The 8,225-nt window shown below is 64.9% G+C and carries 6 protein-coding genes and 1 pseudogene; 5 read left to right on the forward strand and 2 right to left on the reverse strand.

Annotation, left to right across the window (positions count from 1 at the left end; all coding sequences use genetic code 11):
* Positions 1-104 precede the first annotated feature (104 nt).
* The 4 genes and pseudogenes from I8N66_RS34335 (at position 105) to I8N66_RS34350 (ending at position 5,891) form a co-directional block, all read left to right on the forward strand.
* Positions 105-2,613, forward strand: a pseudogene (locus I8N66_RS34335) (mechanosensitive ion channel family protein).
* Positions 2,614-2,781: 168 nt separating this feature from the next.
* The gene (locus tag I8N66_RS34340) at positions 2,782-3,060 is read left to right on the forward strand and encodes a hypothetical protein (RefSeq protein WP_162768842.1); all 279 of its coding nucleotides are present in this window, start codon (positions 2,782-2,784) and stop codon (positions 3,058-3,060) included.
* Between the two features lie 356 nt (positions 3,061-3,416).
* Positions 3,417-4,973 carry a caspase family protein gene (locus tag I8N66_RS34345; protein ID WP_291164100.1) on the forward strand — a complete coding sequence of 519 codons (1,557 nt, stop codon included), beginning with the start codon at positions 3,417-3,419 and terminating at the stop codon, positions 4,971-4,973.
* A gap of 156 nt (positions 4,974-5,129) precedes the next feature.
* The gene (locus tag I8N66_RS34350) at positions 5,130-5,891 is read left to right on the forward strand and encodes an MBL fold metallo-hydrolase (RefSeq protein ID WP_291164103.1); all 762 of its coding nucleotides are present in this window, start codon (positions 5,130-5,132) and stop codon (positions 5,889-5,891) included.
* Positions 5,892-5,912: 21 nt separating this feature from the next.
* Here I8N66_RS34350 and I8N66_RS34355 read toward each other — a convergent pair whose 3' ends face one another.
* Positions 5,913-7,322: an adenylate/guanylate cyclase domain-containing protein gene (locus tag I8N66_RS34355; RefSeq protein ID WP_291164106.1), complete on the reverse strand. Its 1,410-nt coding sequence runs from the start codon at positions 7,320-7,322 to the stop codon at positions 5,913-5,915.
* 141 nt (positions 7,323-7,463) lie between these two features.
* Positions 7,464-7,766 carry a nuclear transport factor 2 family protein gene (locus tag I8N66_RS34360; protein WP_291164109.1) on the reverse strand — a complete coding sequence of 101 codons (303 nt, stop codon included), beginning with the start codon at positions 7,764-7,766 and terminating at the stop codon, positions 7,464-7,466.
* Positions 7,767-8,035: 269 nt separating this feature from the next.
* On the opposite strand from I8N66_RS34360, the gene I8N66_RS34365 reads away from it, so the two are divergent.
* On the forward strand, positions 8,036-8,225 hold a 190-nt coding region (locus I8N66_RS34365; RefSeq protein WP_291164112.1), incomplete at its 3' end, for a GFA family protein.

Raw genomic sequence — 8,225 nt, forward strand, 5'->3', positions numbered from 1 at the left:
AACCGTCCCAGTCGGCGCAGACCGCAACGCAGCCGGCCGCTGGCAATGAGACGACACCGACCGAGGATAACGCCCACCAAGCCGCAAACGATGCGACGCCGGATGTGGCCGCACCGGCCGCGACGACCACGGAACCGGCCCAGACCGCGCCCGCTCCCGCCCAGAGCGCGGCACAGGACGATGGCGCAGCCCCGGGCCAGAGCCAGGCGACCGAGCAGCTTGCCAAGGCTGGCGACGAGCTGAAGCGGCTGACGGACCTCGTGTCAAAGGCGAAGGACGACGACACCGCGCTTGCCGAACTGAAGGTGCAGGTCGATGCACTCTTCAAGCAGATCATCGGCGTGTCGGTCTCGACCCGTCCGCGCCTCGACGAGATCAAGGCGCGGCTTACCGAACTTGGCGACCCGCCGGCCGAAGGGCAGCCCGCGGAGGCCGATATCGTGTCCGCCGAGCGCAAGCGCCTCGTGGCGGAGCGCGGTGCCATCAACGCGCTGACTGGTGAGGCCGAGGGCCTGTCGGTACAGGCGACCAAGCTTTCCAACGCCATTACCGCGACAAGGCGCGCGCTGTTTTCCAACACGCTCCTGAAGAACACCGAAGTCTCGACCGGCATGTTCGACGACGCGCTGACGGCGACGGCGGACGAAACCCGCGTGCTCTCGCGTAGTGTCGGGAGCTGGCTGAGCTTTGCCTGGAACTACAAGCGTGTGCCGCTCCTGACGGCGCTGTTCCTGTCGCTCCTGGCGGCGCTCGTGTTCCTTTCGGGCAGCCGCAGGCTATTCCGTCCCTGGATCGAGCATGACATTACCGATGAGGAGCCGAGCTACTTCCGCCGCCTGTCGGTCGCCTTCTGGTCCACGCTGATCCCGACGATCGCCTCGGCCGCCTTCGCGATCTCGAGCTTCCTGTTCCTGCGTGGCTTCAACGTGCTGCGCTCCGACATCGCACCGATCATTGCCATTACGCTCGGGGTGGCGGTGGTGGTGTTCTTCGTCACCAGGCTCGCCCAGGCGGTGTTGTCGCCGCGCGATGCGCGCTGGCGGCTCGTCAGGGTTTCCGATCGCGGCGCCAGGATGCTGATGATCGCGATCTTCGCCATGGCGCTGGTCAACGGTCTCGATTACCTGTTCGGTGGCGTCAGCGAGGCGCTCGGCTCGCCGGTGGTCCTCACCGTCGTCAAGAGCTACATCGCCTCCATCGACACTTCGGAAGGACGAGTCCTTCGATGGGCATGGCCACGCCTGGCCGCGGGTCGTGTCCTTCGCGCTGCTTGCGACCGGCGCCTTGCTGATCATTGCCGCCGTGTCCGGCTATGTCGGTCTCGCGCGCTTCATCGCCACGCAGATCATCATCACCGGCGCGATCGTGGTGACGATGTATATCGGCATTCTGACCGGCCGGGCGGTGGCAAAGCAGGGCGCCTTTGCCGAGACGGCGGCCGGGCGCTATCTCGAGCGGCGCTTCAATCTGGAACAGGTGGGGCTCGACCAGATCGGTCTTGCCGCGGGTCTCAGCATCTACGCGCTGGTCGTGATGGTCTTCATTCCGCTGATCCTCTTGCAGTGGGGCTTCCAGGTCGCCGACATCGAGTCCTGGGCCTACCGGATGGTGACCGAGATCAAGATCGGCTCGATCACCATTTCGCTGGTCGGCATTCTCGCAGGCGTCCTGTTCTTTGCGCTCGGCTATGTCGTCACCCGCTTCGTGCAGCGCTGGATCGACGGCAACATCATGGCGCGCAGCCGGGTCGATGCCGGCGTGCGCAACTCCATCCGCACCGGCATCGGCTATACCGGCGTCGGCCTTGCGGGCCTCATCGGCCTCTCGGCGGCGGGCATCGATCTCTCGAACCTCGCGCTCGTCGCCGGTGCCCTCTCGCTCGGCGTCGGTTTCGGCCTTCAGAACATCGTCTCGAACTTCGTCTCGGGGCTGATCCTGCTCGTCGAGCGGCCGTTCAAGGTGGGCGACTGGATCGTCAGCGGCACGACCGAAGGCTTCGTCAAGCGCATCTCGGTGCGCGCGACCGAGATCGAGACCTTCCAGCACCAGTCGATCATGATGCCGAACTCGCTGCTGATCAACGCCTCGGTCGGCAACTGGACGCACCGCAACAAGCTCGGCCGCTCCGAAATCGCCGTCACCGTGACCTATGCCAGCGAGCCGCGTCGGATCATGGAGCTTTTGTCCGAGATCGCCGCCGCCCATCCGATGGTGCTCAAGAACCCGTCGCCGAGCGTCGGCTTCACTGCGTTTGGCGACGATCGCATGACCTTCGAACTCCGCATCTACGTGGCCGACGTGCTGACCGGTGGTGGCGTGCGCAACGACCTGCGCGTGTCGATCTACGAGCGCTTCCGCGATGAAGGCATCGGCGAGCCGTTCCCGGTGAAGATCGAGGACGTGCCGGTAGAGGACCAGACGGGCATCGAGAGCCACGAGCCGGAGAAGGTTGGCGAGCCCAAGGGCGCGACCCCTGCCGAGGACAGGGTTTCGGCCAAGGCGACCTCGTCGAGCAAAGCGACGACGGCTTTAGCAGCGCCGCTGGACGAGGAGCGCGTGGAGGAAGGCAGCGCCCGGCGCGCCGCCAGCCGGCGTTCCAACCCAAACCGCTGATAAACGGAGCATTCACGGCCTATTCAGCCAGCCCAAGATAAAAAGCATGCAATTCTTTCGGTGACCGACTACGCTTGTCACCGGCTGAAGAGGTGGCCGGCGCAGCGTCGCGAAACCGACGGGGCGGCCGGCTCGGCAAGAGGGCGGCGCGTCGGGCGCCGATGGGCGATGAAGAAATCTGTGATTGCTTTGCTTTCCGGCGTGCTGATGGCCTACGTGCCGACGGCGGGTGCTGCCAGTGCCGCGACCGTCACGAACAAGGACAGCGAGACCGCCGTCCTGGTCGTCGTCGAGGGCGAAAGCCGCATGGAAGTGGCCATCGCATCCGGAGCAACGGAAATGATCTGCCCGAGCGGCTGTTTCGTGACGGCGCCGAGCGGTGACCGCATCGGCCTGCAGGGCGACGAGAATGTCGACATCGTCAACGGCAATGTCGTCGTGAAGTAAACTTCCCATTCCGCCGCAACGGTGCGACCGTCTCGCGCCGTTGCCGGGCGACAATCCCAACATTCGCTCCCATATCCATGCGTTCGATGCGCAGGCAAGCGCTGCTGATAGCAGGTCACGCCCCTCGCTGATAAGCGTGTCGGCGCGCGGATCTTCCCGATGGCCGGGCTGCGAGACTGATGCCTAATCCCAAATGATCAGCGAATGAAACTCTGGTCTCGCCCGTTGTGGCAATGAACCAGGCGTGGGTCCGGTGGGCGCCGTCCTTGCATTGACAGGACCCATTGCAGGTAGCACGCTTGGTCGTTGGGGCTGACGCGCATCGTCGCGAACATCAGCGAATTGCCGGGGGAGCCATGCCATTCCTTCGCATCGCCGTGTCCATTCTGCTGGTCCTTTGCGCCTCGCAGGCGCTGGCCGAGAAGCGCGTTGCGCTGGTCATCGGCAATTCCGCCTATCAGCATGTGGCCGCCTTGCCCAATCCCGGCAATGATGCCCACGACATGGCGGCCAAGCTCGAAGGGCTCGGCTTCGAGGTGGTGACCGGCGCGGACCTCGACCTTGTTGGAGTGCGGCGGGTGCTGCGCGACTTTGTCGGCCGGCTCGACGGCGCCGATCTGGCGCTGTTCTTCTATGCCGGGCACGGCCTGCAGGTGAACGGCGAGAATTATCTCGCCCCCGTCGATGCCACGCTCGCTTCCTCTGTCGACCTCGAATTCGAGGCGGTGCCGATGAACCTGATCCTGTCGGCGATGGAAAGAAGCACGCGGGTCAATGTCGTGCTGCTTGACGCCTGCCGCGACAATCCTCTGGCGGTCAATCTCGCCCGCTCGATGGGCACGCGCTCGGCCTCGGTTGGGCGCGGTCTTGCCAAGGTCGGCACCGGCATCGGCACGCTGATCGCCTTTTCCACCCAGCCCGGCAATGTCGCGCTCGACGGCTCAGGGCGAAACTCGCCGTTCACATCGGCACTCCTGAAACATCTTGGCCAGCCGGGGCGCGACATCACGCGCGAGCTGATCGATGTGCGCCGCGACGTGCTGGCGGCAACCGGCGGCAAGCAGGTTCCCTGGGACAACTCCTCGTTGACCGGCGAGGTGGTGCTGAAACCCGCCAATGACGGCAAGCCGGCACCGGCGGAGGCGCCCGTGACGAGGCAGGCCGCCGAGCTTGCCTATTGGGAAACGATCAAGGATGCGACGGATCGCGACCTCTTCGACGCCTATCTGCAGCAGTATCCCGATGGTGCCTTCGCTTCGCTCGCCAAGGCAAAGATCAAGATCATCGAGCGTGCGTCAGCGCCTCCATCCCAAGGTGTGACCGACGGATCGGGTGGTCAGGCCGTTGCGGCCATTGATCCGGCGCTGGCTGCGTCTGGTGCCGATGACAGGACATTGGCCCGTTCAGTACAGGTCGAGCTCAACCGGCTCGGCTGTCGCGCCGGCAGCGAGGATGGCGTCTGGGGTGCCGGCAGTCGCAGGGCGCTCGAAGCCTTCGCGAAGTACGGCAAGCTCGAACTTGCGACGCTCGAACCTTCCAGCGACGTGCTCGATCGTCTGAAGTCGGAGAAGGTGCGGATCTGCCCGCTTGCCTGCGGCCGCAACGAAGAGGCAAAAGACGGTCGCTGCGTCACGATCCGGCGCGAGGCGAAGCTGCCGCAACCGGGCGAGACGCAAGGCACGGTCAAGACACCGCAGAAAAACGCCGGCACCCGCGCGATCAGCCCGCCGGCCGAACTGCAGAACAAGAGCTTTGCCAGTTGCCCTGAAAATGCTGACGTCGCTTTCCGGCAGATGTTTGCCCGCGGCTCCGGCCGCGGCCGGACGACGATCGCCGCCACCCATTCCTGCGGCCGCGCCTTTGCCTGCCATCGGGTGGCAAGGGGCCAGCCGTGGGATTGCGGCTGGCGGTGAGGGGGCAGCGCATGCTGCCGCCTTCAAACAGGTGCGGGAGTGACGGGCGATGGCGTTTCTCAACCCTTGCGCGTCATTTGGGGGCTTGATTTCGCTGCCGCATGCGCAAGGATCGCCGCGACAGTCAAGGCCGGTTCCGGCAAAGGAGGACCCCCAATGAAACTCCAGCTTATCCGCAACGCCACGCTCAAGCTCGACTATGCCGGTCACACGGTGCTGATCGATCCCTTCCTCGGGCCGAAGGACAGCCTGCCGTCCTTTGCCGGGCGTGCGCCCAATCCGTTGGTCGATCTGCCGTTCGACACCGACACCATTCTCGCAGGCGTCGAGCTCGTCATCATCTCGCACCTGCACGAGGACCACTTCGACGACACCGCCAAGCATCGCGTGCCGAAGGGCCTGCCGATCTTCTGTCAGCCGGGCGACGAGGAGGCGATCCGCGGCGCCGGCTTTCGCGACGTCACGCCACTCCTCGGCAAGGCGCAGTGGCAGGGCCTGAAGCTCACTCGACGCGACGGCAGCCACGGCCTTGGTCCTGTCGTTCAGGACATGGGGCCGGTCATGGGCTTCAGCCTTGAAGCCAAGGGCGAGCCGACGGTCTACTGGGCCGGCGACACGGTACTCTATCCGGCCGTCGAAAAGACCATCCACGACACGAATCCGGATGTGATCGTCACCCACTCCTGCGGTGCGCGCTGGGACGGCGCCCTGATCGTGATGGATGCGGCGCAGACGATCGCGGTCTGCGAGGCCTCCAAAAAGAGCGTCGTGGTTGCCACTCACATGGAGGCGCTCGACCATGCGACGGTCAGCCGAGGCGACCTGCGCGTCGCTGCCAGCGCCCACGGCATCGCCTTGACCAGGCTGCTCATTCCGGATGATGGCGACGTGTTGACCTTGATGCCTCCTGTGGTCTGACGCTCAATGCGCCGGCCAGGCTCAGGGGATTGAGAAAATGCTGATCTCGTGGGTGATGCCGCGCAGAGCAACGTTGTGCGATTGCGGATTGAGGCCGCGGTCGCTGAGCAGACCAGCGGCGCGCGGGTCGTCGAGCACGGAGCTGGTGGCGAAAATCTCGCGCGAGCCTGCAAGGTGCTGGACGCGTGAGGCGATGTTGACCGTCTGGCCGAAATAGTCCTGCCGCTCGTTGAGGCTGACGGCGATGCATGGGCCTTCGTGGATGCCGATCTTCAGCAGCAGATCCTCCGAGCCCCGGTCATCGTTGAGCTTGCGCATCGCCTCGCGCATGCGCATGGCGGCGGCGACCGCCCGGTCCGGTGTCGGGAAGGTTGCCATGACCGCGTCGCCGATCGTCTTCACCACCGCACCCGCTTCGGCCGCGACGATTTCGTTGACGACGCTGAAGTGGGTCTTCACCAGATCGAAGGCGGCGAGATCGCCGACCCGTTCGTAAAGCTCGGTCGAGCCGCGCAGATCCGAGAACAGGAAGGTGAGGCTGGTGATCTTCAGCCGCTGGTCCACGTCGATCGTGTCCGTGCGATAGATGTCGCGGAACGTCTGGTTGGAGAGGAGCCGCTTGGCCGTCAGGAACGGCCGGCGGCGGCCGAGAATATCGTGCAGCGCATCGTTGGCGATGCAGACCGAGGGCAGGGTGCGGACATCCGTGTGGTTCTCCACCTGGATGCGCAGCGGGCCCGGCTGCATGACCAGCGCCTCGTCGTGGCGATGGCCGCGATCGAAGACGAGCGACAGCGTGCGCCGCTCCCTGGTCGGCTCGCCCTTGACGTCGATGAACTGCGCGGCGTGGGTCACCGGCTCGAAGACGATGATGAACTCCGCCGGCAGCTGCAGCGAGATCACCGCCTTTTCGCCGGGAGGCAGCTCCAGCGCCTCCAGCATGAAATCGTCGACCTGGGCCTCGTAGCCCTCGTCCGGCAGCTCGATGCCGGAGCCCCAATAGACCTGGCGGAAATATTCGAGCGGCGGCAGTTCGTGCGGGTTGTGGGCCTCGATGTGGCGTATGCGCGGGTTCACGGTGAAGGTGACCTCCACCATCTCATCCAGCGTCGGCTCGTAGCCGGCAGCACAGAGCGAGCAGGTATAGGTGTCGCTTTGCACGGTCTTCAGCGAGGTGTTGGCGTCGAGCACGCCGCCGCAGCCGGGGCACAGCACATTCCAGGAGAGTTCGAAGATACCGAGGCGCGAGGCATGCAGGAAAGCCGCGATCGTCTTTTCCTCGTTGAGCCCCTGTTCGGCGGCAAAGGCCAGCGCATTGACGCGGCAGAGCTTGCGATCCGGCGCCTCCCGGACAAAGCGCTCCAGAGTTGCGGCGATCTCGGGCTGCACGGTTTGGCGCAGCATGTCGAAGAGAGGCTGAGCTTCACTCATGCCGGCATCCTACACCGAAAACGAGCGGCGGTGCAGACGGTTTATCGGATTGGATGAGGCGGTCAGGGATTGGCGCGCGCCACCTGTCGCGCGCCCCATTTCTCGGCAGCGATCTTGGCCGCTCCGGCTTAAATCGGGACCTTACGCGGCCTTGCGGTCGCGGCCGAAGGGATCGCCGAGGACGGATTCCGTGTGGAGCGAGGCCCGCCACCCACCGTTCTCACGGATCCAGGTGGTGGCGTCGGCGGCCTTCAACGTCAAAGGTTCGCCGTCGACGTCCATCTCTTCGGTCACCGTGTAGGCGATGACGGCCACGTCTTCGCGCGGAAAGATCACGCTGACGTCGTCAAGGCGGAAGGATTTGAGCTTCCAGGAATTCTCGGCCTGCTCGGCCATCCTGCGATAGTCGTCCCGGGTGAGTACCGCCGCGCCCTGTGCGCCCACGACGATCGAGCGTTAGGGCAGCATGGCCACGGACGCTTCGGTGTCCTTCTCCAGAATGGTTTGCCAGAACTCCTGCTCGAGGTTGATGATCTCCTGTTCGTCGGCATGCGCCATCGCGGTTACCCTCCGTTTTCGATATCCGCAGAAGACGTCAAAAGGCGAAAGGTTCCGCGATTGCGGTGCGCCGGCCGGTGGCTCCGACGGAACTCAAGAGCCGCACGCGGCGTTTTCCGGTTCAGATATCGGCAGTTACGAGGCGGGACAAAGTCATGGCGATGCTTTCGGGAAGATGCCTTTGCGGTCAGGTCAAGGTTTCCGTGCGCGGCGAGCCAACGCGGGTTGGCATTTGCCACTGCACCGACTGCCGGCAGGAAAGCGGTTCCGCCTTCACCTTCTATGGCATCTGGCCGGCGGCCCAGTTCGAATCCAGCGGTGAAACTGCCGCGTTTCAGGGGCGCT

The sequence above is a fragment of the Ensifer sp. SSB1 genome (assembly GCF_016652895.1).
GTDB lineage: Bacteria > Pseudomonadota > Alphaproteobacteria > Rhizobiales > Rhizobiaceae > Ensifer.